The organism is Streptomyces sp. NPDC058620, assembly GCF_042717135.1.
In the GTDB taxonomy this organism is placed as follows: domain Bacteria; phylum Actinomycetota; class Actinomycetes; order Streptomycetales; family Streptomycetaceae; genus Streptomyces.
The window spans coordinates 1-25,296 of the sequence record NZ_JBHXQO010000002.1 but is presented as its reverse complement, the minus strand read 5'-3'; the positions used below and the strand labels follow the sequence as shown (position 1 = coordinate 25,296).

The window sequence follows — 25,296 nt, the reverse complement described above, 5'->3', positions numbered from 1 at the left end:
GCGGCTTCACCTGTTCTGCCTAATTTCGGACGTACACGGTGCGCGGCGCCAAGCCACAGCACCTTTCCTCATCGCACGCCGTCGTAGAACGAGACAACCACGGCGGCTCCTGGAAGGAACACCCGAAAAGTGAAGCTTCAGCGCAAGAACCGGCTTCGTGCCACCGCGCTCGGTGCCCTCGCCGTCTCCGGCGCCCTGGTCCTCACGGCGTGCGGTTCGGACGACAACACCAGCGGCGACACCGGTGGTAACGGCGGGAAGACCAACGCCGCCACGAACATCAAGTGCGACGGCGCCAAGGGTCAGCTCCTCGCCTCCGGGTCCAGCGCGCAGAAGAACGCCATGGACCTCTGGATCAAGAACTACATGGCCGCCTGTTCGGGCGTGGAGATCAACTACAAGTCCTCCTCCTCCGGCGAAGGCATCATCGCCTTCAACCAGGGCACCGTCGGCTTCGCCGGCTCCGACTCGGCGCTGAAGCCCGAAGAGGTCACCGAGTCGAAGAAGATCTGCAAGACCGGCCAGGGCATCAACCTGCCGATGGTCGGCGGCCCGATCGCCGTCGGCTTCCACCTGGAGGGTGTCGACAGCCTCACGCTGGACGCCTCCACGCTCGCCAAGATCTTCGACAACAAGATCAAGAAGTGGAACGACCCGGCGATCGCCAAGCTCAACGAAGGCGCCAAGCTGCCGGACAAGGCGATCCAGGCGTTCCACCGCTCCGAGGACTCCGGCACCACCCAGAACCTCGGCAAGTACCTCGGTGCCGCAGCGCCGAGTGACTGGAAGTACGAGGCCGAGAAGAAGTGGCCGGCCCCCGGTGGCCAGGCCGCGTCCGGCTCCTCCGGTGTCGCCGCCCAGGTGAAGCAGGTCGACGGCGCGATCGGTTACTTCGAGCTCTCGTACGCCTCCTCGCAGTCCATCACCACCGTGGACATCAACACCGGCGGCGCCACCCCGGTGAAGGCCACCTCGGAGAACGCGTCCAAGGCCATCGCCGCCGCCAAGATCAAGGGCACCGGCAAGGACCTGGCGCTCGACCTCGACTACACCACCAAGGCCGAGGGTGCGTACCCGCTGGTCCTGGTGACGTACGAGGTCGTCTGCGACGCCGGCAACAAGTCCGACACCCTCTCCACGGTCAAGTCGTTCCTGACCTACACCGCCTCCGACGAGGGCCAGAAGGTCCTGACCGAGGCCGGCTACGCGCCGATCCCGGCCGAGATCAACGCCAAGGTCCGCGAGACCGTCGCCGGTCTCTCGTAACACTCGGCAACCCACGGCAGGCCGGTCCGGCGCACCCCTCCGGACCGGCCCGCCACCAGCCCCATCCGGTGCACCGCCGCCAGGGGAGCCACTCGCTCCCCCACACAGACCGGAAAGACCATGGCTTCCATCACACCGATAGACACACCACCGGCCCCGCCCGCCCAACCAGAGCGCGCCAAGTCGACCGGGCGCGCAGGCGACAAGATCTTCCTGGGCCTCTCGCGGGGTTCGGGCATTCTGCTGCTCGTGCTCATGGCGTCCATCGCCGTGTTCCTGAGCTACCGCGCCGCTCTCGCCGTCTCGAAGGACGAAGGCAACTTCTTCACCACCTTCGACTGGAACCCGGCCGGTGACCCGCCGGTCTTCGGCATCGCGGTCCTCCTCTTCGGCACCGTCGTCAGCTCGATCATCGCGATGGCCATCGCGGTTCCGATCGCTGTCGGCATCGCCCTCTTCATCTCGCACTACGCGCCCCGCAAACTGGCCGCGCCCCTCGCGTACGTCGTCGACCTGCTGGCCGCAGTGCCGAGCATCATCTACGGCATCTGGGGCGCCCTCTTCCTCGTGCCGTATCTGGAGGGCCTGAACCTCTGGCTCGACCAGTTCCTCGGCTGGACGTACATCTTCGAGAAGACCGAGGTCGGCGTCGCCCGCTCGCTCTTCACCGTCGGCATCCTGCTGGCGATCATGATCCTGCCGATCGTGACGAGCGTCAGCCGTGAGGTCTTCCTCCAGGTCCCGAAGATGAACGAGGAAGCGGCACTCGCCCTGGGCGCCACCCGCTGGGAGGTCATCCGCCTCTCGGTACTGCCGTTCGGCCGCTCAGGCGTGATCTCCGCCTCGATGCTGGGGCTGGGCCGTGCGCTCGGGGAGACGATGGCCGTAGCCACGGTCCTCTCGCCGAGCTTCCTCATCTCGCTGCATGTACTCAACCCGGGCGGCGGCACGTTCGCCCAGAACATCGCCGCGAAGTTCGACGAGGCCAACCAGCTCGGGCGTGACGCCCTGATCGCCTCCGGTCTGGTCCTCTTCGTCCTCACCCTGCTGGTCAACGGCGCCGCGCGGCTCATCATCGCCCGCCGCAAGGAGTACTCGGGGGCCAACGCATGAGCACCACACACACGAGCGTCCAGGAACGTCCGACGCCCACACCGCCCGAGAGCAAGACCACGCTGCGCAGCCGGTCGCTCCCCCGCTGGGCCCCGCTCGGCTTCGCCGCCGTCTCGATCGCCCTCGGCGTCGGGATCGGCACGGTGGCCGGCTGGGAGAGCCGCATCCAGTGGGGTCTGATCTCCGCCCTGCTGTTCGTGGTCATCTCGTACATCGCGACGACCGCGGTCGAGAACCAGCGGCAGGCCAAGGACCGCCTCGCCACCAGCCTCGTCTGGGTCTGCTTCCTCCTCGCGATCGTCCCGCTCGCGTCCCTGATCTGGACGACGGTGAGCCGCGGCATGAAGGTGCTGGACGGCTACTTCCTCACCCACTCCATGGCCGGAGTGCTCGGCACGGAGCCGGGCGGCGGCGTCTACCACGCACTGATCGGCACGCTGGAGCAGGTCGGCATCGCCACCGTGATCTCCGCCCCGCTCGGTCTGCTGACCGCCGTGTACCTGGTCGAGTACGGCAAGGGTGCGCTGGCCAAGGCCGTCACCTTCTTCGTCGACGTGATGACCGGTATCCCGTCCATCGTGGCCGGTCTGTTCATCCTGTCGATCATGCTGATGGCGGGTCTCCAGCCGTCCGGCCTGATGGGCTCGCTGGCCCTGACGATCCTGATGATCCCGGTCGTGGTCCGCTCCACCGAGGAGATGCTCAAGCTCGTACCGAACGAGCTCCGCGAGGCGTCCCTCGCCCTCGGCATCCCGAAGTGGCGCACCATCCTGAAGGTGGTCATCCCGACCGCGCTCGGCGGCATCACGACGGGCGTCATGCTCGCCATCGCCCGTATCGCCGGTGAGACCGCACCGATCATGCTGCTCGTCTTCGGCGCCCAGCTGATCAACCCGAACCCCTTCGAAGGCGCCCAGTCGTCTCTCCCCTTCTACATCTGGGAGCAGTACAAGATCGGCAGCGAGGCGTCGTACGACCGCGCCTGGGCCGCTGCACTGGTCCTGATCGTCTTCGTCATGCTCCTCAATCTGGTGGCTCGCGGCATCGCCCGCTGGAAGGCCCCCAAGACCGGTCGCTGACGCGGCCAACAGCGACCTCCGAAAGAAGCAGTGATCCCCATGGCCAAGCGAATCGACATCGGCGGTCTCACCGCCTACTACGGCAGCCACAAGGCCATCGAGGACATCTCGATGACCGTGGAGCCCCGCTCCGTGACCGCCTTCATCGGCCCCTCCGGCTGCGGCAAGTCCACGTTCCTGCGCACCCTGAACCGGATGCACGAGGTCACCCCCGGTGGCCGCGTCGAGGGCAAGGTGCTGCTGGACGACGAGAACCTGTACGGCGCCGGCGTCGACCCGGTCACCGTGCGCCGCACGGTCGGCATGGTCTTCCAGCGCCCGAACCCGTTCCCGACCATGTCGATCTTCGACAACGTCGCGGCGGGCCTCCGGCTCAACGGCTCGTACCGCAAGAGCGAGCTGAGCGACACGGTCGAGAAGTCGCTGCGCGGCGCGAACCTCTGGAACGAGGTCAAGGACCGCCTGAACAAGCCCGGCTCCGGTCTCTCCGGCGGTCAGCAGCAGCGTCTGTGCATCGCCCGCGCCATCGCGGTCGAGCCGCAGGTGCTCCTCATGGACGAGCCGTGCTCGGCCCTCGACCCGATCTCGACCCTCGCCATCGAGGACCTGATCGGTGAGCTGAAGGAACGCTTCACGATCGTCATCGTGACGCACAACATGCAGCAGGCGGCGCGCGTCTCGGACCGCACGGCCTTCTTCAACCTCTCGGCGGTGGGCAAGCCGGGCCGTCTCATCGAGATAGACGAGACGGAGCGGATCTTCTCCAACCCGTCCGTCCAGGCCACGGAGGACTACATCTCCGGCCGCTTCGGATAAACCCCCTGAACGCCTGCGGGTGCTGCATGGCGGTGCCACCCGCACGGCAAAGGGTCCGCCCCGCTCTCCTCCTGGAGAGCGGGGCGGACCCATGTGCGCGAGCGATGCCGAAGCGGTCACCGCGTCCCGGTCACCCGAAGAGCAGCAGCACGAGGCCGTAGCTCAGCGCGGCGACCAGCGCCGCCGCGGGCATGGTGATGAACCATCCGAGGATGATGTTCTTGGCGACACCCCACCGCACGGCGTTCACCCGCTTCGTGGCGCCCACACCCATGATCGCGGAAGTGATCACGTGCGTCGTGGAGATCGGCGCGTGGAACAGGAACGCCGAGCCGAACATGATCGACGCACCGGTCGTCTCGGCCGCGAACCCCTGCGGCGGGTCCAGCTCGATGATCTTCCGGCCGAGCGTACGCATGATGCGCCAGCCGCCCGCGTACGTACCGAGCGAGAGCATCAGCGCACAGGCGATCTTCACCCACACGGGAATCTCGTCGTTGGGGCCCTCGACATCGGCGATGACCAGGGCCATCACCACGATGCCCATCGTCTTCTGCGCGTCCTGAAGTCCGTGCCCGAGCGCCATGCCCGCCGCCGAGACCGTCTGCGCGATGCGGAACCCGCGCTTGGCCTTGTGGGGGTTGGAGTTCCGGAACATCCACATGATGCCGACCATCACCAGATAGCCCGCGATCAGACCGACGAACGGCGAGAGGAACATCGGGATGACGATCTTCTCGAGCACGCCGTCCCAGTGCACCATCGTCCCGCCGGCCAGCGCCGCGCCGACCATGCCGCCGAAGAGGGCGTGCGAGGACGAGGACGGCAGGCCGTAGTACCAGGTGACGAGGTTCCAGATGATCGCGCCGACCAGCGCGGCGAAGAGGATTCCCATCCCCTTCGACCCCTCGGGCGTGGCGATGATCCCTTCGCTGACGGTCTTGGCGACCCCCTGGCCCAGGAAGGCGCCCGCGAGGTTCATCACGGCGGCCATCGCCAGGGCCGCACGCGGGGTCAGCGCCCGGGTGGAGACCGAGGTGGCGATGGCGTTCGCCGAGTCGTGGAAGCCGTTCGTATACGTGAAGCCGAGCGCGACACCGATGGTCACGATCAGCGCAAAGGTGTCCACGAGGTTCAGGACTCCTTGACCGCGATGGTCTCCACGGTGTTCGCGACGTGCTCGAACGCGTCAGCGGCCTCTTCCAGCACGTCCACGATCTGCTTGAGCTTCAGCACCTCCATGGCGTCGTACTTGCCATTGAAGAGCTGCGCGAGCAGCTTGCGGTGGATCTGGTCGGCCTGGTTCTCCAGACGGTTGACCTCGATCCAGTACTCGGTGAGGTTCTCCATGGTCCGCAGGCTCGGCATGGCCTCGGCGGTCAGTTCCGCCGCCCGGGCCAGTACCTCGATCTGCTGCTCGACGCCCTTGGGGAGCTCTTCGACCTGGTAAAGCACGACCAGGTCGACGGCCTCCTCCATGAAGTCCATGATGTCGTCGAGCGACGAGGCGAGGTTGTAGATGTCTTCGCGGTCGAAGGGCGTGATGAACGAGGAGTTGAGCTGGTGGAAGATCGCGTGGGTGGCATCGTCCCCCGCGTGCTCCGCTGCCCGCATACGCTCCGCGATCTCGACTCGGGAGGCAGAATCCGCCCCGAGCAGTTCCATCAGGAGCTTCGAGCCCGTGACGATGTTGTCCGCGGATGCGGAGAACATGTCGTAGAAGCTCGTCTCCCTGGGGGTCAGACGAAAGCGCACGTGGGGTCCTCGGGGTGCTTTGGATTCGGTCAGGCTGATGCTAGGCGCATCATCCGGCCACGGCTAACCGGCGTTATTCAGTGTCGCCCATCGGGCACAGTGATCAACACGGACCCCCGGTCACGTTTCGGCTGGATTCGGTACCATATACCCGGCAGGGGTATATGGACGCTGGGGCAACAGACAACGGGAGGATGCAATGACCACCACCGAGGCCACTGAGGCAAACGGTTCCGCGGGTGCGGAGCCGGGCACGGAAGCCGCAACGGCCACCGTCGTCACCGACCACGACCGCGGTATCCACGGCTACCACCACCAGAAGGACGAGCACCTCAAGCGCCTGCGCCGGATCGAGGGCCAGGTCCGCGGCCTGCAACGGATGGTCGACGAGGACGTCTACTGCATCGACATACTGACCCAGGTCTCGGCGTCCACCAAGGCCCTCCAGTCCTTCGCACTCCAGCTCCTCGAGGAGCACCTGCGCCACTGCGTCGCCGATGCGGCGGTCAAGGGCGGAGAGGAGATCGACGCGAAGGTCGAGGAGGCCACGAAGGCGATCGCCCGCCTGCTCCGTACATGAGCCGAAGCGTGGCCCCGCTCAACGTGCGGGATGTCACCCCCGGCGGGCCGGCCTGCCGGGGAACCGGCTACCGGTCGCCGGTCCTGACGTTGAGCACCTCGTCGATACGGTCGGGACTGAGCCGGTCCTCACGGGCGGCAGAGGCCGCGATCATGAGCTCGCCGCAGAGTTCGATCTCGGCCAGAGCCAAACAGTCCTGAGCATTCGGGGCGCTGAGCGTCACCACGTGCGTCACCTCTCTCTGCCGTCGCCGACTCCTGGCGCACCGGCTTCCTAGCGTAGGGAGCGGAACACCCACCGCGCATGGCACGGACGGACCATTTCGGCCCCCTCCCTACCGGTCCCCCTCACCGCCCTGCCCCTGTTGGATCAAGCCCGTGTAGAGGTCGGTCCCCTCCGGCAGCCGCACGGTGACCGGCACTCCGAACCCGTACAGCAGCATCGTGGACACCACGGCCACCTCCGGCCCCTCGGAGGCGAAGCTGAAGCGGTGACGCACCTTGCGCAGCCGCCCGTCCTCGTCGAGGTACGCGTCGAACGGCACCGTGTCCGTGCTGAACCCTTTCGCCGCCGCGGTCAGCGCACCCCGCGACTCCGCCGACGCGACGCGCGCAGCCCGTCCGAGGTCGGCGGTCCCCCGGTAGTGATGGACCGTCACTCCGGCGAGCTCCGTTTTCCCCACGTACGTCACATCCCGCGCCCCGCGCAGCAGTTCGGCGGCGGCCATCGGATCGGTCACCCCGCCCGTGACGAGGTTGCCGTCCTCCAGCGCCGTCGTGTCGACCCGCACCCACTTCTCGTCGGGCACCCCGGCCCCGCGGTTCTTCATGTACAGCGCACCCGGGGCCAGCAGCTCGGTGATCGGCCGGTGCCCGGTCTCCCCCGCGGCGTCCTTCGGCAGGACGACCTTGACCCGCCCCAGCTGCCTGCGGAAGTCGTACGCCCCCTGGCCTCTGATCGTCACCCGCGTCCCACCGGCCGCGGTCTCCATCGACGTACGCATCTCGGCGCTGCCCGCCGCGGCCAGCACGTCCGCCGCCCGCCCGAGCGCTTCCTCGGGACCACCGGCTCCGGGCACCCCGGCGCTGAGCTGCTGCCCGCGCCCGCTGCCGTCGCTCCCGGGGGAGCACCCGGCGGCCACCGCCATCACGCCCGCCACCGCGAGGGCGCAGACAGCCAGGGCCCCGCCTCCGCACCTGCGCTGCTGCACCACCATCGCCTGCCAACCCCCAACGACCTACCCGGCACGAGCCCCCCACCCACCCCGCCTAACGACTACCGGGGTCCCCCGTCACGCCGCCCGCGTCCACCCTTGTCCACGGGCACCGCTGACCGGTACATCGATCGGTGCACTGACCCGCCGTTCGGGCGCCGCCACCAGTACCGTGGACGCGTGCATGAGGAAGCCCCCACCCAGGCCCCGGACCACGCCCGTATCCCGGTTCTCCACACGGCCGGCCGGATGAGCCCGCCCCAGACCGGCACCACCTCGACCGACGCGCATGCCGCCTCTTCGCCGCACAGCGTCACGACGATCGAACGGGGCTCGTTCTGTCTGGCCCGCTGTACCTGCGGCTGGCGTGGACCCGCACGCCGGTCCCGCGACCGGGCCCGTACGGACGCCGAACAGCACCTGTCCACATCCGACGAAGCACCCGTATCCCGGAACCCCTGACGCCCACGGCCACCTGAGCACCGCTCGACGACCTGATCGGTGCTCACTGCCCTGCCCCTGCCCCTGCCCCTGTCACCCTGACCGCCTCACCGCCTGATCGGCCGATCACGCCGGGGCCCGGCCCGGAGCCGCCCATGAACCGGCCGCACAACCCGAAGGCCCCGAATCCGGTCCACCCACCGTCCCCACCCCCGGCCCCTGGTGCCTGCCGCGCCCGGCCGCCGTACCGTGCTCAACACCGGTGGCCGCGGGCGCGGCCGCCGCGCTGACCGCTGACGTTGCCCGCGCCGCGCCGCGCAGCGCAGCGACGCCGGCGCCGGTGGGGAGGTATGCCGACGCTCTCGATCGCCACGTTCTCGCTCGGCACGTACGGGGATCTGCAGAACGCCATGGACCGGCTCGCCGAGAGGATCGGCGCCTCGGCCTCCTCCATATCGCTGCGCAGCCGCGGTTTCCTGGGGGCGATGCTCGCCTACGCGGGCAGCTCGGGCCTCACAGATGCCCAGTGCCGCCTGCCGGGCACGACGCCGGGCCGCGATGAGGGCGGGGCGATGAGGGCGGGGCGATGAGGGCGGGGCGATCAACCGGGTCGCCCCGCAAGCGACGGCGTTCGTCCACCGCCGCTCACGGATACTCGCCCAGTACATCGGCGCCTGGCGCAGCCCGGGACCTCGGGAACGGCCCAGCAAGGCTGGCTGAAAACCACTCACGCGGCGATGCGCCGGTATGCGTCCGGGGCCGCGTACAGAACTACGTCGACCCGAATCTGGCCGACTGGCGGGAGGTGTACTACGGCGAGGCCGCCGACCGGCTCACCCGCCTGAAGGGCGGTACGACCCGACCCGCCCCTTCACCTTCCCCCAGCCCAGTCCCTCTGAAGGAGCCGGGTCCATTGACCCGGGCCCCCTGGACCCGCTGCCGCCCGTCAGGCGGCGAGGTCCTTCTCTCCCGCACCACCGCCGCCCGACCCGGGCCGCGGCTCGGGAATCCCGAGCGCCCTGCCCCGGTCGTCGGCCGACGAACCCACCGGCCGGCTGGAGCGCACGAGGCGGCCGACCCGGCCGGACCGGGACACCGCCGTCACGAGCGGCGTCAGCAGCGCCATGGCCAGGGGCGCGAGGAGCAGCGCCACCGCCGTACCGAGAGCGAAACCGCCGATGACGTCCGTCGGGTAGTGCACACCCATGTAGACGCGGCAGAGCCCTTCGACGAGCGCGAGGGCGAGGGCGGCGATCCCGAACTTCCGGTTGGCCACGAAGAGGCCGACGGCGATCGCCATCGCCATCGTGGCGTGGTCGCTGACGAACGAGAAGTCCGTCTTGCCCGCCACGAGGACGTCGAGCCCGTCGTGGTCGTTGAACGGGCGTGGCCGCTCCACGAAACCCCGGATCGGGATGTTGATGAGCAGGGCGATCCCGGCGGCCAACGGCGCCCAGATGATTCCCGCGACAGCCGTCACCGAGTCCTCGGCGGTCCCGCGCCGGCGAACACTCCACCAGCACCACAGGGCCACCAGGACCATGCCGAGCATGATCCCGTACTCACCGACGAACTCCATGACCCGGTCGAACCAGGCGGGAGAAGCCTTCGCCAGCCCGTTGATGTCGTAGAGCAGGCTGACGTCGGGGTTCGACCCATCGAGTACGAGTCCAGCCATCTGCTGCGGCCCCTTGCCTTGTCTGCTGCTGCGGCGCACACAGGAGTGCGCTGCTTCGGTCGACCCCCGTTTTCGGTGCGATACCGCGTGTCCCGGGCAGCGCTGCATGGTCAGTGCGCATGCTGCCCCAGTCCAGGAAACGGTCTGTCAGCTGCGTACGTTCCGACCTCCACCGAATGATCACCATGACGTTATCGAAGAGTGACTCATCGTCGCAGCTCAGGGCCCAGGCTTCACGGAGAGTTCCGGCCACGGCGACTGTCCGTCAGATGCGCGTCGCACGCCCGTCTCGTACGCGTCAGGCTTGCGGCAGGTCGGTCGGAAGAGCCGCCGCGCCGTCCTTTGTGACCCGCGTCGCACCGAAGTAGTCGGGGGTGTCGATCTTGTCGAACCGGATCACGGACCCGGTGTACGGGGCGTTGATCATGTACCCGCCTCCGACATAGAGCCCCACGTGACGGATGGTCCGAGAGTTGGTCAGATCGTCCGAGAAGAACACGAGGTCCCCGGGAAGCAACTCGTCCCGCGAGGGATGCGGCCCGGCGTTGTACTGATCGTTGGCGACGCGTGGCAGCTCGATGTCAACGGTCCGGTACGCGGCCTGGGTCAGCCCGGAACAGTCGAACCGCCCGCCCTGCTCGGGCGTGCCGTTGCCGCCCCAGAGGTAGGGCGTACCGAGCTTCTTCTGCGCGAAGTAAATGGCTCCGGCCGCCTGCCGCGAGGGCGCGACGCGGCCGACGGGCCTGGCGAAGCTCTTCTCCAGCGAGCGGATGATCTTGACGTAGTTCTGCGTCTCCGAGATCGCGGGCACCCCGCCCGACCTGATCACCCGGTAGGCACCGGCGTTGTAGGCGGCCAACATGTTGTTGGTCGGATCACCGGGGACCTTCTTCACGTACCCGGCCAGCTCGCAGTCGTACGAGGCGGCGGACGGAATCGCATCGGCCGGGTCCCACACGTCCCGGTCCCCGTCGTTGTCCCCGTCGATGCCGTGCGAGGCCCAGGTCCCGGGGATGAACTGCGCGATGCCCTGAGCGGCGGCATGACTCTGGGCGCGCGGGTTCCATCCGCTCTCCTGGTACAACTGCGCGGCGAGGAGGGCGGGGTTGATGGCGGGACAGAGGTTGCCCCACTTCTCCACTAGGGGCTGATACCGCGCGGGAACGGCCCCTTTGGCCAGCCCGACGACTCCCCCACCACCGCCCCCGGCAAGACCGGCAGCGGCGGAGTACGTACCGACGAGGAGCAGCGCCACGAAGCACAGACACAGCCCGATCCCACCGCCGACGACCACCCAGTATTTCCGCACCCCTCAACCATCCCCCATCCGGGCCTGGTTCATGGGCCGATTCGCTGGTGTGTACGGGTGGGAGGGGGCGCGGCGGGGGTGCGGGGGTGGGCACGCAGGCGTAGTGACGCGGGGTCAGGATGCTCCGGCCGACCAGAAGGCGGAGCGGATGTTGGGGCGCGGGATGTGCTCCATGCCCTCGTAGGTGGGGGCGGTGGGCTTGGTGGTGGAGTCGGCCACCTCGGACTTCTCTACGCAGGGGCTGTCAACCCGGAAGAAGGCTTGCCCTTCACCGCCGAAGCGAAGGCTCACCACAAATCCGTCCTGGGTCTGGGCATAGATTGCCGGAAATTCCTCGTCGTTGTTAATTGCTTCCAGCCGGTACTCGCCTTTCCGCCAGAACCGGTCTACGAGACCGAGGAAGCTACCTCTCCGCTCCGGCGAAATGACAGTCATAACTGTGCGCCTACGGGATACTTCACAGCCCCCAGTCGTGGTTGGGCCATGAGTCCAGCGTACCGCTGGCTGAACTTCATCCAGCACTGCGTCGAGAATTACATCAGATCGCTCAGCCGCCCCTTGCATATCCATACCGTCTCGCTCTCCGCTCACGCACCCCGACAGCAAGACACTCAGCAGCACAACCGACATCGTATCCCGAGATGGTTTCATCAACGAGGCTCCTCCACCTTTACCCTGTGCGCCCTACCAGAGGCGATAAGAGCAATACTGTCCGCCGACGTAGTATCTTTTTCCGGATCAAAATAATTAGAGTGCGCGTCGCCTGAGACCCCACGCGGGCCAATCAATGGCGGCCCGTCATCAACGCGGAAGCGTCTAGCACCAAAAGCTTCACTCGCCGGGTCCTTACCGAACCACAGGTCGTCATCCTCTCGATCCGCCAGCCCGCCCATCACATACCCAACGGGACCAAAGGCAGCACCGAGATTGCCCTGCAACTTCGTTGGAGCCTTGGTCACCACGTCATTCTCTGCCGACCCAACAAAGACGTGCTCGCCGCCCAAGCCAAGATCCTCAGCGCGATCCACACCTACTCCAGGGCTACCAACCAGCACAATGTCGTCCACTCCCGGCAGTCCAGCTCCATGCTGTGTGCCTGCACCCACAGTCCGCGACCCGTACGAATGCCCAATTGCCGTTATATGCGGATTCTCATTGTGGTTGGTCTCCTCCAAGCCGCCCATGAATCCGTGGAAGGCGCGCCCGCCCTCCTCTGCCCTTTCATCACCCGCTACAGCCAGGCTGTCCAGACCATCGGGCGCCTGCGGGGCGTCATAACCAAGCCAGACAATCGCAGCACTGGATGAGTCGATGTCACGAGTAGCCACGGCCGTATCGCGTGCCCGCTTGAGGTCTGAGTCCACGAACTTCATATCCAGCGACGTATTCAGCCCGGGAACGTATGCCGCCACGTTCCTCGACGTATCCGGATTCCCATAGGAAACGATCGCCCGACCGTTCCCCTGATCTCCGATGCCCAGCAAATACATCGGCGGCTCACCAGGTTTGGGCACTGCCTGCAACTGCCGGTCAATCTCCCGCAGCGCCGCCAACCGCGTAGCCGACACCTCGTCGTCCCGCCCCTCCAGCTTGCCGATCAGGAGTTGGAGGTTGTCCCGGTTGGCGGTGTCGCGTACCAGCGCCGGAATCCCGTCCAGGTTGCCGATCTGGTCCGGGTACACCGCCAGGTACTCCTCGCGCTGTTCCTGCGTCAGGCCGGCCCACCACGCGCCGCGTTCGGCCGGAGTCGCGTCCAGCGGGATCTTGTCCTTGAGGTACCCACGCGCCGCACCCCGTACCGCCGCCGCGTCCTCCGCCGCGTCCGTCCACGTCGTGTCCGGAACCTTCAGGCCCTCTTCCGCCTTGAGCCTCCGCAGAATCCTCGCGTACCGCCAGTCGATCTCGGCCGCCGTCCGCACCGCCTTCACGACCCGGTCCGCGATGTCCTGCGCCTTCGCCGCGTTGGGGTTCGGCGCAACGAGGCCGGACGGTGCCACCAGCCCCGGTACCCCTCCCCCGGCCGCCGTCCCACCCGCCAAGGGTTTCCCTTCGACGAGTCCCTCGCCCGCCGCCGGATACGTCACCGACCCGTCCGCGTGCACCGTGAACTTCAGCGCGCCCGCATCGTCCAGCGCGTCCGCCAGCACGCGCTGCTGGGCCCTCATCTCGTGGGCCAGGCTGTTCAGCGTCGTACGGACCAGACCGCACTCCGTATAGACGTACTGGAAGTTCCGGCTCAGTTGCCGCAGCCTCCCGACCGCCGCATCGGCCGCCTCGCCCTGCTCCGTCTCGCGCAAGCCGTTCAGCAACTGCTGCTCGATCCGGTCCCGAGCCGCGTCCGCCCGGTTGCTGGCCCGGCCCCACCCGTCGGCCGCCCCTTCCAGCTCGGCGCACTTCAGGTCCCGTAACTTCGCCCACGTAAGCGCCGATCCACTCATCGCGCCCCGCCCCCGCCCGCCACCGGCGCGAACGACGACCGCACGGCCTCGTTCGTCTCACCCTGCGCACGCGCCACGGCCCGCAGCTTTCCCGCGAGGCTCGCGCACTCACCCTGCGCGGTCGCGATCCGCCGTTCCCACGACTCGCGTACGGTTCCCAGCTCCGCCAGCGCGGTGAGGTCACCAGCCCCCACGAGCAGCCCTTCGTGCGCCGCCGCCAGTTCGGACTTCACGGGCGCCAAGTGCGTCCCCATCGCCTCCGCGCCGCCGGCGGCCCGCGTCCACGGCCCGTCGCTGTGCTTCAGCGCCCGGCTGCCACCACCGCCGCCCCGCGGACCGGCCAGGTCACTAAGCCTCTGCTGCCCCACCACGGCCACACCGCTCACCCCGCTCCTTGATCGTGGAGCGGCACTGTCCCAGTTAAGCCGTGCACGACATGCCGTGCCCGCACGGCACCGCGAGCGCCCTGGCCTGCCCGCGCCCCTGAATCACGGGCGTCACGGACGGTGCGGACCGACGGCCCGAATCACCCGATCGGTGGAGAACCACGCGCCGTGGTCGGCGCTATCACCCGTCATGTCCATGCCCATACTCATGTCCGTACAAGACCCATGTCCCTACCGCTGATAACCTGCCGCCCCGCCAGTCGGCACCGGGTCCCAGCCATCGGGCGCGCCGGGCGGGTTCCGCATCGCTGTACGCAGTAAGACGACATCCCCGTACGCAATAAGAGGTGTGTATTGAAGGCAGGCAGCAGAACCGGCACCGCGGCCGCGATCGTGGGAGCCCTGGCTCTCTCGGTGTTCAGCGCCCCGACGGCGCAGGCCGCGGACACCGGCATCACCGTCTCATCGGTGGTGATCAACGGAGGCAGGCCCATCGTGGTGGGCACCTCGGACGTGAAGACCCCACCCGTCACGTTCCGAGTAGCACTGCCCTCCGGTTACAACACCGCGGATCCGTTCCCCTGGCACGCAGAACCGTTCCTCTACCACGACACCACCGCCGCACGGGGAGCCGACAACGGCGGCCTCTACATGGAGTCGTACACGTGTTACGAGGAGAGCACCCGGGCAGCGCGCTGCGAGGGCGAACTCAGGATCGACCCGCGCTACGGTCTGGATGCGAACGGCGACGCCACGACCTGGAAGATCGGCGTCATAGCGCGCCTCTTCACCTCCAGCGGCGGGCTCAAGGCCGAGGAGTACGCGACCCTTTCCGGCGGTGTCCAGGTCAAGCGGTGGGCCAAGGCCACGGTCAACGCCTCCCCCGAACCGGTGGCCAAGGGCAGGACCCTCACCGTGACCGGCAGCCTCAAGCGCGCGGACTGGGTGAAGCACGCGTACACCGGCTACGGCAGCCAGTCGGTCAAGCTCCAGTTCCGTAAGAAGGGCACCTCGGTCTACTCCACCGTCAAGACGGTGACGGCCGGCTCCACAGGCGCCCTGAAGACCAGCGTCACCGCCTCCGCGGACGGTTACTGGCGCTGGACCTTCGGCGGCACGTCCACCACCGGAACCGCGACCAGCTCGGCCGACTTCGTCGACGTGCTCTGATCCTCACCTCCCAGCGCACATCCGCGCGTACCCCGTACCAGCCGCTTCGCCAGGAGCGGCCGGTACGGCGTCCGGACCACGGCGTCGAAGACCGGTGACAGAATCCGCTGATGACCTCAGAGGGAACGATCAACGCAGCAGCCGCAGGCACCTGGAAGCTCGGGGACCTGACGGTCAACCGGATCGGTTTCGGCGCCATGCGCCTGACGCAGCACGGCGAGGCACTCACAGCCGACGCCACGCCCAGCGATCGTGGCCGCGCGATCAACGTGCTGCGCCGAGCGATCGAACTCGGCGTGAACCACATCGACACGGCGGCCTTCTACTTCTCGCCCCTGCGCTCCGCCAACGAGCTGATCAACCACGCCCTCGCCCCCTACCCGGACGACCTCGTCATCGTCACCAAGGTCGGCCCGGGCCGGGACCCCTCCGGCGAGTGGATACAGCACGCCACCCCCGGACAGCTGCGCGGCCAGGTCGAGGAGAACCTGCGCCAGCTCGGCCGCGACCACCTCGACGTCGTGAACCTGCGCATCGTCGGCACCGGTTCGATCGCCGAGCGCTTCGGCGCACTGGCCCAGCTGCGCGAAGCCGGCCTCATCCGCCACCTCGGCCTCTCCAATGTCACGCCCGAGCACCTCACCGAAGCCCAGGCGATCGCACCGGTGGTCTGCGTACAGAACCAGTACGGCATCGGCGCCCGTCCCGAGCAGGACGCGTTCCTGCGCAGGTGCGGTGAGGAAGGGATCGCGTTCGTGCCGTTCTACGCGATCGCGGGCGCCGGACGCGAGGCGGGTGCCGACACGGGCACGGCGGAGAGCGACCAGGTACAGACCGTCGCCCGCGCCCACGGAGTGTCGCCCGCGCAGATCCGGCTGGCGTGGACCCTGCACCGCGGACCGCACGTCCTTGCGATCCCGGGCACCGGCAATCCGGACCACCTGGTCGACAACGTGGCCGCAGGCGCGATCGAACTCTCCGCCGACGACCTGGCCCTGCTCTCCGCATGACCGGCCCAGGTGGCGTACGGAGTTCCCGGGCGGGGCCCACCTCCGGGACATCGCTCCGCATGAGCGTCCGGCCCACGGGTACCCCGTCACGGCGGACCGCTGGCCGATGGGCAGCGCCCTCATCCACCAGCGCGCGGGGGCCGGCCACGCGGCCTTCTGGTTCTTCGGGCGGAAGCAGCAGTCGGCAAAAGAAGCGGTGCCCATCCGACCGTAGAGGTACGCGGGGTGCGGCTAGCCGAGACCGGCGCCTTCCCGTTCGACGGCTCCTGGTGCGATTTCACGCCACCTTCGCACTGGCCGAAACCGAAACGTGCCACCGCTCCCTGTCGCACGGCGCCCTGACGGCACGTCGCCGGCAGTCCACCGGCGCGCCAACGGCTCTCGAACGGCGCGTACGAACACCGCACCCGGGCCAGAACGCTGCAACCGCATCAGGAACCCGAGGCCATCCTCGTTGCTCGTGGTCACACCCCGTGATACACAGAGTAACCATGCGTATGCACGCAGATGCCGTTACGAGTCGCAGGTCAGGGCGGTCGTCCCGGTCAAACGTGCGAGATCCGGGTAAAGAGACACGGGAAGGCGTCGTACGGGCGCGGTTTCATCAGCGAAGATAGAAGGCGACCCGTGCCGGACGGTACGGGCGGCGAACTACCCAACAGGGGCGGTGACTTACATGATCCTGGCAGCTGAAAAGGGCGACATCACCACCATCATCGGCGGAATCGCCCCGAACTGGGGGCCGTTCGGGACCCTCGGCAACGAGGCGCGCATCATGATCGAGGTGGTGATGGCCGTAGCCATCCTGCTCTGTCTCGGCATTGCCATCTGGGGCGCGGCCAAGCAACGCATCGGCGCGACGGCTCTGCGTGACACCTTCAGCGCCGAACAGGGCAAGGGTCTGATCGTGGCCGGACTCACGGGCGTCTTCATCATCGGCTCGCTCGGCACCCTGTTCACCATTGTGTACGGCATGGCGGTCTGACTCGACGTCATTCGCTCCACCCCGGGCTGTCCCCGCCCACCTCACACCATCCGTCCGTCGTGCCCACCGGCTGAGGTTGCGTCTCCCTGATGTCCAGTCACCACACCGCGCACGCGCGGCAACCAGCACAGCTACCGTCGTACTACACGGCATCGCAGACGGCTGAGGGGGCTTACGCGGCATGAGCCAGGGCGACGACCACGGTTACGGCGGCGACTCGGGCGGCCGCAGCGACGACCCGTACAGCACGCTGGGCGGCACCCGCCAGACCCGCACACGCCTCCCCGACGGCGACGGCGGCGACCACGGCCGCCGCCCCGCCCGCACCTCCCGCTCCCTCGTCATGATGGTCGGCGTGGTCGTCCTCCTCATCGCCGCGATCGCTTTCGCGAACCGCGGCGGAGGCAGCAACGACGAGGCGTCCGGCGGCAACGCGAAGAAGCCGGACGCCACGGGAACGGGCCCCACGGCCGCCACGGGCACGAAGCCGGTCCAGGGCAAGAACGGCACCATCCCCTCGGGCTTCGCCCACGACGAACAGGGCGCGCAGAGCGCGGCGGCGAACTACGCGGTGGCGCTGGGGTCGGTCGGGATGTTCGACTCCGCGACCCGCCACGACATCATCCAGGCCACGCACGACCCAAGCGTGGTTGCCGACCTCCAAGCGGACCTGGATGGCGCCTACTCCCCGGCCTTCTTGACGAACGTCGGCCTGAACGACGACGGCAGCGCCCCCAGTGGGCTGACGTTCGTCTCCCGGACCGTCCCTGTCGGCACCAAGGTCGTCGCGCAGAGCGGCGACCGAGCCACTGTCGAAGTCTGGTGCACAGGACTCGTCGGATTGGCCGGACAAGGCTCCACCAAGCCCGTCACGGAGACGTGGTTCACCATCAGCGAGAAGCTCAAGTGGGTGGGGGACGACTGGAAGATCGAGTCGTCGACCCAGACGGAAGGCCCGACACCGGTCAATGGTGACAACCGGGCGTCAACCGCAGATGACATCGCTGGTGCCGTCGAAGGATACGGAGGCTTCACCTATGCCCGATAGCCGCCGCGTACTTTCCCTCACCGCGGTCCTGGGAAGCCTCCCCGTCACGGCAATCCTTCTGGCGTCCCGGGCATACGCAGCACCCAGCCCGACGCCTACTCCGTCACCCAGCAAGAGCGACAACCCCTGCGACCTCATCGTCGGGCTCGCCAGGGACTACTGCGAGGACGGCGAGAAGGCCGCCGGCTCCGCCCGCCGCGCCCCCACCACCACAGACGACGCCCTGGACCCCCTCTCCTCCCTGGCCCGCGGCTGCGCCGACGCCGCCTCCTGGATCGTCGGCAAGCTCAGCGAGGCCGTGAAGAGCACGGCGAACGTCGACTTCACCAACCCCACGTTCCTCCAGCAGTACGCGGTCGTCTTCGCGGCCTCCACCGTCCTGACCCTCGTCCTGTGGCTGCTCGCCGTGGCCAAGCGCGCCATCCGCGGCGTGCCGCTGGCCACCGCGATCTCCGAGGCCGTCGGCTTCCTCTGGCTGACGGTCCTCGCCTCCGCCTTCACCCCGCTCATCCTCTACACGGTCGTCTCCGCCACCGACGGCGTCACCGAAGTCATCTCCTCCGCGAGCGGCGGTCAGACGGACGTCTTCTTCGGATCGTTCGCCAAGGCCCTCGAAAAGGGCGAGGACATCGGCGGCGGACCGATCATGCTGATCGTCGTCTCGCTCGTATCGATCCTCGCCGCCGGAATCCTGTGGCTCGAGCTCGTGATCCGGGCCGCCCTGCTCTACGTCGGCGCACTCCTCGGAGTCGTCGTCTACGCCGGGCTCGTCGACAAGAACATGTGGGGCCACGTCCGCCGCTGGGCAGGCATCATGATCGCGGTGATCATGGTGAAGCCGGTCATCGTCATCGTGCTCGGCCTGGCCGGGGCCCTCTCCCAGGACGAAGGCCCGGACGCCTTCTCCGCGGTCGTCTCCGGCCTCGCCATCATCCTGCTCGCCATCTTCGCCTCCGCCATGATCTACCGCTTCGTCCCCGGCTTCGGCGACGAGATCCAGGGCGCCCGCACCAACCGCAAGCAGGCCACCGACGGCTCCCAGGCCACCGCCCTGATCAGTTCGCCGGCCGCCCTCGTCTCCCAGGGCATCAAGACCCACAGCGGCCGCAACGACCAGAACAGCGGCGGAGGCGGAGGCGGCGCCCGCTCCGCCAACCCGGCCAGCGGAGGCGTCGCCGCCCACAGCTCCCGCAGCACCGGCGGCAGCGGGGGAGGCGGTGGGTCCGCCGCCGCGCCCTCGCCCCGCAGCGGCTCCGGTCCCACCTCCGGGACCCCCCACAGCAGCCGCCCCGCACGGGGCGGCAGTTCAGGCAGCACAGGTAACAACAGCACAGGAGGTGGAGGGCGTTGACGACGCAGTCCCACACCATCGCGCCCCGCCGTACTTATCTCATCGGCCGCGCCCGCCCCAACGCCATCGTCGGCAAGAACCGCGAGACCGGCGAGATCGCCCTCATCATCGGCGGCGCGTTCCTCGGCATGATGAGCGGGCTGATCGTCCCCGTCCTGTCTCTGCGGATCGTGCTCCTCATGGGCTTCCCACTGCTGGCCCTCGCCATCGTGTACGTCCCGTACAAGCACCGGACCTTCTACAAGTGGTTCGAGATCAACCGCAGCTTCAAGCGGTCCCTGCGCCGGGGCACCGCCTACCGCTCCTCCGCCATGGAAGCCGGCGTCAGCTCCGACGGCCGTGAGGTCGAGATCGGCCCGCCCCCCGGCATCGGCCGGATCAGCTGGCTCGCGGCCCCATTCGGCCCCGACGAGATCGCCGTGCTCCTGCACGCCGACCGGCGTACGGTCACCGCCGCCATCGAGATCGAGGGCCCCGGCGTCGGCCTGCGCGACAGCGAGGACCAGGAAGCGCTCGTCGACCGGTTCGGCACCCTCCTCAAGCACGTGGCCAACGGCGACGGCTTCGTGACCCGCCTCCAGATGCTGGCCCGCACACTGCCCGCCGACCCCGACGCCCACGCCAAGGACGTCGCCCAGCGCGGCGACAAGTCGTCCCCGGGCTGGCTCCAGGAGTCCTACGACCAACTCCAGTCGATGGTCTCCACCTCCAGCGAGCAGCACCGCGCCTACCTCGTCGCGTGCATGCACTACAGCCGCGAACTGGCCGCCGAGGCCAACGCCATGGCCCGCGCCGCCCGCCCGAACGGTGGTCGCAAGCTCGACCGCGACTCCGGCCTCGCCGTCGTCATGGCCCGCGAGCTCACCGACATCTGCGCCCGCCTCGCCGAGGCCGACATCCGGGTACGCCAGCCGCTCGGCCAGAGCCGCCTCGCCTCCCTCGTGCACTCCATGTACGACCCCGACCACCCCATCGACCACATCCAGGCGATGACCAAGCGCAACGCCTGGCCGGCCGAACTGGACGCCGTCGAGCCGACGTTCCTCCAGGCCAAGACCCGCGAGTCCACCACCCGCGCCCCCTGGTGCCACGCCACGGCCTGGGTGAAGGAGTGGCCGATGACCCCGGTCGGCGTCAACTTCCTGGCCCCTCTGCTCGTACACACCCCGGACGTCATCCGCACGGTCGCGGTCTGCATGGACCTCGAACCCACCGAGGTCGCCATCGAGCGCATGCTCACGGAGAAGACCAACGACGAGGCCGAAGCCAGCCGCCAGGCCAAGATGAACCGGACCGTCGACCCCCGTGACATCGCGGCCCACGGACGACTCGACCAGCGGGGTGAAGATCTGGCCAGCGGCGCGGCCGGAGTGAACCTGGTGGGGTACATCACCGTGTCGTCCCGTTCACCCGAGGCACTCGCCCGCGACAAGCGGACGATCCGGGCCTCGGCCGGCAAGTCCTATCTGAAGCTGGAGTGGTGCGACCGCGAGCACCACCGCGCCTTCGTGAACACCCTGCCGTTCGCCACCGGCATCCGCCGCTGACGGGCTTCCGCCCGCCCACCACACACGCCAAGACACCACACACGCCAGACACCACGCACAGCACACCACCACGCACGACAAGCCGCCACCACACCGAACCGAGTTCCGCGAGACCGAGAGGGAGGTCATTCACGCCATGCGAGATCCGCTGTCCGCGTTGTCGGACGCCTTTACCGCCTTCCTCTTCGGGAAGGTCGAGACGACCCGGCTGCCCGTCCGTACGTCCACGGGCCAGGCCCAGGCCGTCTATCTGCCGACCGCCGCCCCCGGCCTCGGCGACTCCGGCGTGATCATCGGCCGCGAGGTGTACTCCGGCAAGGGCTACATCTACGACCCCTTCCAGCTGTACGGACAGCAGCTGCCCGCCCCGCACTGGCTGGTGCTCGGCGAGTCCGGCAACGGCAAGTCGGCGCTGGAGAAGACGTACGTGCTCCGCCAGCTCCGCTTCCGCGACCGCCAGGTCGTCGTCCTGGACGCCCAGGGCGAGGACGGCGTCGGCGAGTGGAACCTCATCGCCCAGGAGCTGGGTATAACCCCCATCCGGCTCGACCCGACCGCCGCCCTCAACGGCGGCATCCGGCTCAACCCGCTCGACCCGGCGATCACCACGACCGGCCAGCTCGCCCTGCTCCGCACGATCATCGAAGTCGCCATGGGTCACGGCCTCGACGAGCGCTCCGGTTTCGCGCTGAAGGTGGCTCACGCCTATGTGAACGACACCATCACCGACCGCCAGCCGGTCCTCATGGACATCGTGGAACAGCTGCGCCACCCGAAGCCCGAGTCCGCCGAGGCGATGAACGTCGACATAGACGACGTACGGGCCTGGGGCCTTGACGTCGCCCTCGTCCTGGACCGCCTGGTCGACGGTGACCTCCGCGGCATGTTCGACGGCCCGACGACGGTCGGTATCGACCTCGACGCGCCCCTGATCGTCTTCGACCTCTCGCACATCGACCGCAACTCGATCGCGATGCCGATCCTTATGGCGATCGTGGGCGTATGGCTGGAGCACACCTGGATCAGGCCCGACCGGAAGAAGCGCATCTTCCTGGTCGAAGAGGCCTGGCACATCATCAACTCCCCGTTCGTCGCGCAGCTCTTCCAACGCCTGCTGAAGTTCGGCCGGCGCCTCGGTCTGTCCTTCGTCGCCGTCGTCCACCACCTCAGCGACGTGGTCGACGGAGCCGCGGCGCGGGAGGCGGCGGCGATCCTCAAGATGGCGTCCACACGCACGATCTACGCGCAGAAGGCCGACGAGGCGAGAGCCACCGGAAAGGTGATCGGCCTGCCCAGGTGGGCCGTCGAGATCATCCCGACCCTCACCCCGGGCATCGCCGTCTGGGACGTCAACGGCAACGTACAGGTGGTCAAACACCTCATCACCGAAGCCGAACGGCCCCTCGTCTACACGGACCGCGCGATGACCGAAGGCTCCGCGAACGACCTGCTCCCCGAGGACGTACGAGCCGCGGAGCTGGAGGCGGAGCAACGGGCGGTCCGGATCGAGCACCAGCAGCGGATGAACGAATCGTCCGAGTCAACGGTGGCCTGACATGGCGTCGAACGGAGAAGAACGCGGCACCGGCGGCCTCCCGGACGGACTCCTGGTCGGCCTCCTGGGCCTCCTGTTCGGGCTGACGATCCTCGGCTGGACGGCCACCGGGCTGGCCGGACTGTTCGCCCACGGAGCCTGGCCCCAGGGCGTCACGTTCACGCAGACACCCTTGGCCCTGCGCGCCCTGGCGACCGACCCGCAGAACCTCCCGGGCGCCTGGCCGGCAACCCCGCCGGGGCAACTCTCCGGGTACGGGCTGTTCTGGGGCCTGTTCATCGGCGAGCTGATGGTGCTCCTGGTCCTGACGGTGTTCGTCCTGGGGGTCGTGACCCGCTGGCGGGTCGTACGGGAGAGCCGCCGCGACGAACGGCTCGCACAGGCCCGGACGCGGACGCACCAGCAGGCCGTCCCCGCCCCCGTACACGAGCAACCGGCCCCGGCTCCTACCCCCGCATCCCCATCCGCATCCGCGTCCGCGTCCGCGTCCGCGTCCGCCCCCACCCTCATCAAAACCGGCCCGGACCCAACGCCATCCCCCGACACCCCAGCCCCACCCACGCCACTCCCCCCACTCACCACCCCACTCGTCCCTTCCCCCCGCACCCCGCACCTCGTCTACGGGCCCGCGGCCACCCGTCGCCCCGCCGCCGTCCAGGCCATCCTGGACGCCGAGGGCCCCGTCCTCGTGGTGACCTCCGACCCCACGGTCTGGGCGGAGACGAAGGACGCCCGCGGCAAGCTCGGCCCGGTCCTCGTCTACGACCCCGGCCACCTCTGCGACACCCCGGCCCGTCTCCACTGGTCCCCCACGGCCGGCTGCGAGGAGCCCGACGTGGCCGCAGCACGCGCCACCGCGCTCCTCGCCCCCGTACGCCCGCAGGCCCGCATAGACACGGCCACGGCGGACACCGCCGAGACGCTCCTGAAGTGCTGGCTGCACGCCGCCGCCGTCGACGGCCGCCCCTTCCGCCAGGTCCACCGCTGGGCCCTCGGCGGCAACGCCCACGAGGCCGTACGACTCCTCCGTACGCACCCGAAGGCCGCATCCGGAATCGCCGGCCTGCTCGAGTCCGCCCTGACCGCGTATCCCGAACGCCGGGAACTGGCACAGGAACTGACGGTACGGGCCTTCGCCGCCCTGTCCTCGGTCCACATCCGCGAGGCATGCAGCCCAAACCGAACGGATGCGCTCGCACTGGAATCATTTACGGGTGAAGGGGGAACGCTCTATGTGGTCGGTGAGCCCATCGAGGACCCCCGATCCCGCCCCGGTGCAATGCCTCTGCTCACTGCACTGTCCTCATACGTGGTCGAGCACGGCCGCCGCATGGCCGCACGGTCAACCGACGGTCGGCTCGACCCACCAATGACACTCGTCCTCGACGACGTCGCGGCTGTTGCCCCGCTTCCCCGGCTTCCGGAGCTGCTGTCGACCGGTCAGGACCAGGGCCTGCTGCCTCTGGTCCTGCTCCGCTCGCAGGAACAGGCCCGCGCCCGCTGGCGCCAGCCCCTGGAGACGCCCTCCACGGGCATCCACCAGGACTGAAGACACCGCCTCGAACCTTCGGCGTTGACCCGACGGCTCCACGAGCCGGCCCGGCCCGGAACGCACCACCACTGCTAGGACCGCTACGGGCGCTCCCGCTCGATCACGTACTCCAGCTCCCGGGCAGCCGGGTCATTCGGTACGGACACGGACTGCCCCGACGGTACGAAGCCGATCCTGCGGTACGCGGCCGCAGCCCGCGGGTTCCCCTCGTGCACATGGAGCCGCACGCGCTCGATACGCGGATCGGTGAGCGACCAGGACCAGTCGATCGCGGTACGGAACAGCTCGTCCGTCAGACCGTTGCCCCGGTCCTGCTCGTGCACGAAGACCCCGACCACGTGTGTCTGGTCGACCTCGGCGGCCGCCCCGAACCGTGTATCGCCGTCCGGTCGCTCCACCAGGACCGACACGGTGCCCGCAAGGCTGCCGTCGGGGCGTTCGGCAATGAACTGCCGCACCGCGACCCCCTCGGCCGCATCGTCCGTCCGCTGCTGCCAGAACGCGTCGGGCCGGGCCACCGCGTCCTCGTACGTCTCAAGGAAGGCGACGGGTGCCATCGGGTCCTGAAGTGCGGCGAGCCGGAGCTCCTTGGCCAACGGCCAGTCCTCGGCGCGAACTGCTCGAATCACATAGTCCATCGGCAGATCCTGCCCCGCCGACCGTGACCGGCGCAAACAGTATCTGAACGCAGAAAAGCCCCGTGCCACAAGGGCACGGGGCTTTCCCGGAATAATTGTTCGGCGGCGTCCTACTCTCCCACAGGGTCCCCCCTGCAGTACCATCGGCGCTGAAAGGCTTAGCTTCCGGGTTCGGAATGTAACCGGGCGTTTCCCTAACGCAATGACCACCGAAACACTATGAAATTAACCAACACCGGATGAAAACACGGCCGTTCGTTATTTCAGAACTAACACAGTGGACGCGAGCAACTGAGGACAAGCCCTCGGCCTATTAGTACCAGTCAGCTCCACCCGTTACCGGGCTTCCACATCTGGCCTATCAAC

The 25,296-nt window shown here is 68.4% G+C and carries 23 protein-coding genes, 2 rRNA genes and 2 pseudogenes; 15 read left to right on the top strand and 12 right to left on the bottom strand.

From position 1 onward, the window contains the following. Positions 1-129 precede the first annotated feature (129 nt). From pstS to pstB, 4 genes are all read left to right on the top strand, one after another. Positions 130-1,266 (top strand): phosphate ABC transporter substrate-binding protein PstS, encoded by a 1,137-nt coding sequence (gene pstS, locus ACFWSK_RS02415; RefSeq protein WP_383780862.1) that lies wholly within the window; start codon positions 130-132, stop codon positions 1,264-1,266. Between the two features lie 120 nt (positions 1,267-1,386). Continuing rightward, complete coding sequence (pstC, locus tag ACFWSK_RS02410; RefSeq protein ID WP_383780859.1) at positions 1,387-2,379, top strand: phosphate ABC transporter permease subunit PstC; 993 nt, start codon at positions 1,387-1,389, stop codon at positions 2,377-2,379. After that, a complete protein-coding gene (pstA, locus tag ACFWSK_RS02405; protein WP_383780856.1) occupies positions 2,376-3,458 on the top strand; it encodes a phosphate ABC transporter permease PstA in 1,083 nt (360 codons plus the stop codon). Before pstC ends, pstA begins: the two co-directional genes overlap by 4 nt. 39 nt (positions 3,459-3,497) lie before the next feature. Then, the gene (pstB, locus tag ACFWSK_RS02400; RefSeq protein WP_383780853.1) at positions 3,498-4,274 is read left to right on the top strand and encodes a phosphate ABC transporter ATP-binding protein PstB; all 777 of its coding nucleotides are present in this window, start codon (positions 3,498-3,500) and stop codon (positions 4,272-4,274) included. A 130-nt stretch (positions 4,275-4,404) separates the two neighbouring features. Here the strand turns inward: pstB and ACFWSK_RS02395 are convergent, their stop codons facing one another. Further along, positions 4,405-5,403 (bottom strand): anion permease, encoded by a 999-nt coding sequence (locus tag ACFWSK_RS02395; RefSeq protein ID WP_383780850.1) that lies wholly within the window; start codon positions 5,401-5,403, stop codon positions 4,405-4,407. A gap of 5 nt (positions 5,404-5,408) precedes the next feature. Beyond that, positions 5,409-6,029 carry a DUF47 domain-containing protein gene (locus ACFWSK_RS02390; RefSeq protein ID WP_073720505.1) on the bottom strand — a complete coding sequence of 207 codons (621 nt, stop codon included), beginning with the start codon at positions 6,027-6,029 and terminating at the stop codon, positions 5,409-5,411. Between the two features lie 199 nt (positions 6,030-6,228). On the opposite strand from ACFWSK_RS02390, the gene ACFWSK_RS02385 reads away from it, so the two are divergent. Then, positions 6,229-6,609, top strand: coding sequence for a metal-sensitive transcriptional regulator (locus ACFWSK_RS02385; RefSeq protein WP_383780848.1), 381 nt, complete (start codon positions 6,229-6,231; stop codon positions 6,607-6,609). Between the two features lie 33 nt (positions 6,610-6,642). Here ACFWSK_RS02385 and ACFWSK_RS02380 read toward each other — a convergent pair. Next, positions 6,643-6,844 (bottom strand): annotated as a pseudogene (locus ACFWSK_RS02380) (hypothetical protein). Between the two features lie 99 nt (positions 6,845-6,943). Then, positions 6,944-7,825 carry a hypothetical protein gene (locus ACFWSK_RS02375; protein ID WP_383780845.1) on the bottom strand — a complete coding sequence of 294 codons (882 nt, stop codon included), beginning with the start codon at positions 7,823-7,825 and terminating at the stop codon, positions 6,944-6,946. Positions 7,826-8,071: 246 nt separating this feature from the next. Here ACFWSK_RS02375 and ACFWSK_RS02370 point away from each other — a divergent pair, with 246 nt between their 5' ends. Then, a complete protein-coding gene (locus tag ACFWSK_RS02370) occupies positions 8,072-8,284 on the top strand; it encodes a hypothetical protein (protein ID WP_383781880.1) in 213 nt (70 codons plus the stop codon). Between the two features lie 323 nt (positions 8,285-8,607). Further along, positions 8,608-9,148: pseudogene (locus ACFWSK_RS02365) on the top strand (BBE domain-containing protein); the annotation flags it as partial. 61 nt (positions 9,149-9,209) lie between these two features. Here the strand turns inward: ACFWSK_RS02365 and ACFWSK_RS02360 are convergent. The 5 genes from ACFWSK_RS02360 to ACFWSK_RS02340 all read right to left on the bottom strand — a co-directional run bounded on the left by ACFWSK_RS02360 (position 9,210) and on the right by ACFWSK_RS02340 (position 14,074). Further along, positions 9,210-9,941 (bottom strand): phosphatase PAP2 family protein, encoded by a 732-nt coding sequence (locus ACFWSK_RS02360; RefSeq protein WP_383780843.1) that lies wholly within the window; start codon positions 9,939-9,941, stop codon positions 9,210-9,212. 298 nt (positions 9,942-10,239) lie between these two features. Then, the gene (locus ACFWSK_RS02355; RefSeq protein WP_383780841.1) at positions 10,240-11,250 is read right to left on the bottom strand and encodes an NlpC/P60 family protein; all 1,011 of its coding nucleotides are present in this window, start codon (positions 11,248-11,250) and stop codon (positions 10,240-10,242) included. Between the two features lie 114 nt (positions 11,251-11,364). After that, positions 11,365-11,880 carry a hypothetical protein gene (locus ACFWSK_RS02350; protein WP_383781877.1) on the bottom strand — a complete coding sequence of 172 codons (516 nt, stop codon included), beginning with the start codon at positions 11,878-11,880 and terminating at the stop codon, positions 11,365-11,367. A gap of 20 nt (positions 11,881-11,900) precedes the next feature. Then, positions 11,901-13,688, bottom strand: coding sequence for an alpha/beta hydrolase (locus ACFWSK_RS02345; protein ID WP_383780838.1), 1,788 nt, complete (start codon positions 13,686-13,688; stop codon positions 11,901-11,903). Then, complete coding sequence (locus ACFWSK_RS02340; protein WP_383780836.1) at positions 13,685-14,074, bottom strand: hypothetical protein; 390 nt, start codon at positions 14,072-14,074, stop codon at positions 13,685-13,687. The genes ACFWSK_RS02345 and ACFWSK_RS02340 overlap by 4 nt, the downstream gene beginning before the upstream one ends. 354 nt (positions 14,075-14,428) lie before the next feature. On the opposite strand from ACFWSK_RS02340, the gene ACFWSK_RS02335 reads away from it, so the two are divergent. The 8 genes from ACFWSK_RS02335 to ACFWSK_RS02300 all read left to right on the top strand — a co-directional run bounded on the left by ACFWSK_RS02335 (position 14,429) and on the right by ACFWSK_RS02300 (position 24,289). Beyond that, complete coding sequence (locus ACFWSK_RS02335; protein ID WP_383780833.1) at positions 14,429-15,244, top strand: hypothetical protein; 816 nt, start codon at positions 14,429-14,431, stop codon at positions 15,242-15,244. 110 nt (positions 15,245-15,354) lie between these two features. Next, positions 15,355-16,254 (top strand): oxidoreductase, encoded by a 900-nt coding sequence (locus ACFWSK_RS02330; RefSeq protein ID WP_383780830.1) that lies wholly within the window; start codon positions 15,355-15,357, stop codon positions 16,252-16,254. Positions 16,255-16,930: 676 nt separating this feature from the next. After that, positions 16,931-17,239 carry a hypothetical protein gene (locus ACFWSK_RS02325; protein ID WP_014047394.1) on the top strand — a complete coding sequence of 103 codons (309 nt, stop codon included), beginning with the start codon at positions 16,931-16,933 and terminating at the stop codon, positions 17,237-17,239. Between the two features lie 181 nt (positions 17,240-17,420). Beyond that, positions 17,421-18,287: a hypothetical protein gene (locus ACFWSK_RS02320; RefSeq protein ID WP_383780827.1), complete on the top strand. Its 867-nt coding sequence runs from the start codon at positions 17,421-17,423 to the stop codon at positions 18,285-18,287. Further along, on the top strand, positions 18,277-19,638 hold the full coding sequence (locus ACFWSK_RS02315; RefSeq protein WP_383780825.1) for a hypothetical protein: 1,362 nt from the start codon (positions 18,277-18,279) through the stop codon (positions 19,636-19,638). Before ACFWSK_RS02320 ends, ACFWSK_RS02315 begins: the two co-directional genes overlap by 11 nt. Beyond that, complete coding sequence (locus ACFWSK_RS02310) at positions 19,635-21,185, top strand: SCO6880 family protein (protein ID WP_383780823.1); 1,551 nt, start codon at positions 19,635-19,637, stop codon at positions 21,183-21,185. Before ACFWSK_RS02315 ends, ACFWSK_RS02310 begins: the two co-directional genes overlap by 4 nt. A 136-nt stretch (positions 21,186-21,321) precedes the next feature. Further along, complete coding sequence (locus ACFWSK_RS02305; RefSeq protein WP_383780820.1) at positions 21,322-22,740, top strand: ATP-binding protein; 1,419 nt, start codon at positions 21,322-21,324, stop codon at positions 22,738-22,740. Position 22,741: 1 nt separating this feature from the next. Further along, positions 22,742-24,289 (top strand): type IV secretory system conjugative DNA transfer family protein, encoded by a 1,548-nt coding sequence (locus ACFWSK_RS02300; RefSeq protein ID WP_383780817.1) that lies wholly within the window; start codon positions 22,742-22,744, stop codon positions 24,287-24,289. Between the two features lie 83 nt (positions 24,290-24,372). Here the strand turns inward: ACFWSK_RS02300 and ACFWSK_RS02295 are convergent, their stop codons facing one another. The 3 genes from ACFWSK_RS02295 to ACFWSK_RS02285 all read right to left on the bottom strand — a co-directional run. Then, the gene (locus tag ACFWSK_RS02295) at positions 24,373-24,930 is read right to left on the bottom strand and encodes a GNAT family N-acetyltransferase (protein ID WP_383780815.1); all 558 of its coding nucleotides are present in this window, start codon (positions 24,928-24,930) and stop codon (positions 24,373-24,375) included. 97 nt (positions 24,931-25,027) lie between these two features. Then, a 5S ribosomal RNA gene (gene rrf, locus ACFWSK_RS02290) occupies positions 25,028-25,144 on the bottom strand. 79 nt (positions 25,145-25,223) lie between these two features. Continuing rightward, positions 25,224-25,296, bottom strand: a 23S ribosomal RNA gene (locus ACFWSK_RS02285); the annotation flags it as partial.

Bases quoted from the DNA above. Each gene is read 5' to 3' on its own strand.
- pstC (WP_383780859.1), top strand. From the start codon at position 1,387: ATGGCTTCCATCACACCGATAGACACACCACCGGCCCCGCCCGCCCAA.
- pstA (WP_383780856.1), top strand. From the start codon at position 2,376: ATGAGCACCACACACACGAGCGTCCAGGAACGTCCGACGCCCACACCG.
- pstB (WP_383780853.1), top strand. From the start codon at position 3,498: ATGGCCAAGCGAATCGACATCGGCGGTCTCACCGCCTACTACGGCAGC.
- ACFWSK_RS02385 (WP_383780848.1), top strand. From the start codon at position 6,229: ATGACCACCACCGAGGCCACTGAGGCAAACGGTTCCGCGGGTGCGGAG.
- ACFWSK_RS02375 (WP_383780845.1), bottom strand. From the start codon at position 7,825: ATGGTGGTGCAGCAGCGCAGGTGCGGAGGCGGGGCCCTGGCTGTCTGC.
- ACFWSK_RS02370 (WP_383781880.1), top strand. From the start codon at position 8,072: ATGAGCCCGCCCCAGACCGGCACCACCTCGACCGACGCGCATGCCGCC.
- ACFWSK_RS02360 (WP_383780843.1), bottom strand. From the start codon at position 9,941: ATGGCTGGACTCGTACTCGATGGGTCGAACCCCGACGTCAGCCTGCTC.
- ACFWSK_RS02350 (WP_383781877.1), bottom strand. From the start codon at position 11,880: ATGTCGGTTGTGCTGCTGAGTGTCTTGCTGTCGGGGTGCGTGAGCGGA.
- ACFWSK_RS02345 (WP_383780838.1), bottom strand. From the start codon at position 13,688: ATGAGTGGATCGGCGCTTACGTGGGCGAAGTTACGGGACCTGAAGTGC.
- ACFWSK_RS02330 (WP_383780830.1), top strand. From the start codon at position 15,355: ATGACCTCAGAGGGAACGATCAACGCAGCAGCCGCAGGCACCTGGAAG.
- ACFWSK_RS02325 (WP_014047394.1), top strand. From the start codon at position 16,931: ATGATCCTGGCAGCTGAAAAGGGCGACATCACCACCATCATCGGCGGA.
- ACFWSK_RS02320 (WP_383780827.1), top strand. From the start codon at position 17,421: ATGAGCCAGGGCGACGACCACGGTTACGGCGGCGACTCGGGCGGCCGC.
- ACFWSK_RS02315 (WP_383780825.1), top strand. From the start codon at position 18,277: ATGCCCGATAGCCGCCGCGTACTTTCCCTCACCGCGGTCCTGGGAAGC.
- ACFWSK_RS02305 (WP_383780820.1), top strand. From the start codon at position 21,322: ATGCGAGATCCGCTGTCCGCGTTGTCGGACGCCTTTACCGCCTTCCTC.
- ACFWSK_RS02300 (WP_383780817.1), top strand. From the start codon at position 22,742: ATGGCGTCGAACGGAGAAGAACGCGGCACCGGCGGCCTCCCGGACGGA.
- ACFWSK_RS02295 (WP_383780815.1), bottom strand. From the start codon at position 24,930: ATGGACTATGTGATTCGAGCAGTTCGCGCCGAGGACTGGCCGTTGGCC.